The organism is Neobacillus paridis (assembly GCF_016765675.1).
Taxonomy (GTDB): domain Bacteria; phylum Bacillota; class Bacilli; order Bacillales; family Cytobacillaceae; genus Neobacillus; species Neobacillus paridis.
This window is the reverse complement of record NZ_JAESWB010000263.1, coordinates 411-749: the sequence shown is the minus strand read 5'-3', so window position 1 is coordinate 749 and position 339 is coordinate 411. Positions and strand designations below refer to the sequence as shown.

General features: G+C 62.8%; 1 protein-coding gene. It reads right to left on the bottom strand.

All coding sequences use genetic code 11. The features are described from left to right. A partial coding sequence (locus JK635_RS17635) for a polysaccharide biosynthesis/export family protein (RefSeq protein ID WP_202655260.1) occupies positions 1-339 on the bottom strand: 339 nt, incomplete at both ends.

Below are 339 nucleotides of genomic sequence, written 5' to 3'. Positions count from 1 at the left end.
TTTCATCGCGCGAGCGCACCCGCAGCACGTCGCCATTGACCAGCATGATGTCGCCCGGATTGACGCCACGCTGCACCAGTTGCGGCAGGTTGATCCGGTAGCTCATCCCCTTGCGGTTCAGGGAAATCTGGCTCTGGTCGGCGCTGGGCTGGAAGCCGCCGGCCCGGTTGATGGCTTCCACCAGGCTCATCGGTATGTCATTGATGGTCTGCACGCCCGGCGTCTTGACCTCGCCATCCACGTAGATGCGCTTGCTGCGATAGGACTGCACCGTGAGCGTGACGTTGGGCTTGTTGATGTAATGGGCCAGCCGCGTTGTCAGGAGTTCGCGCGCCTGCG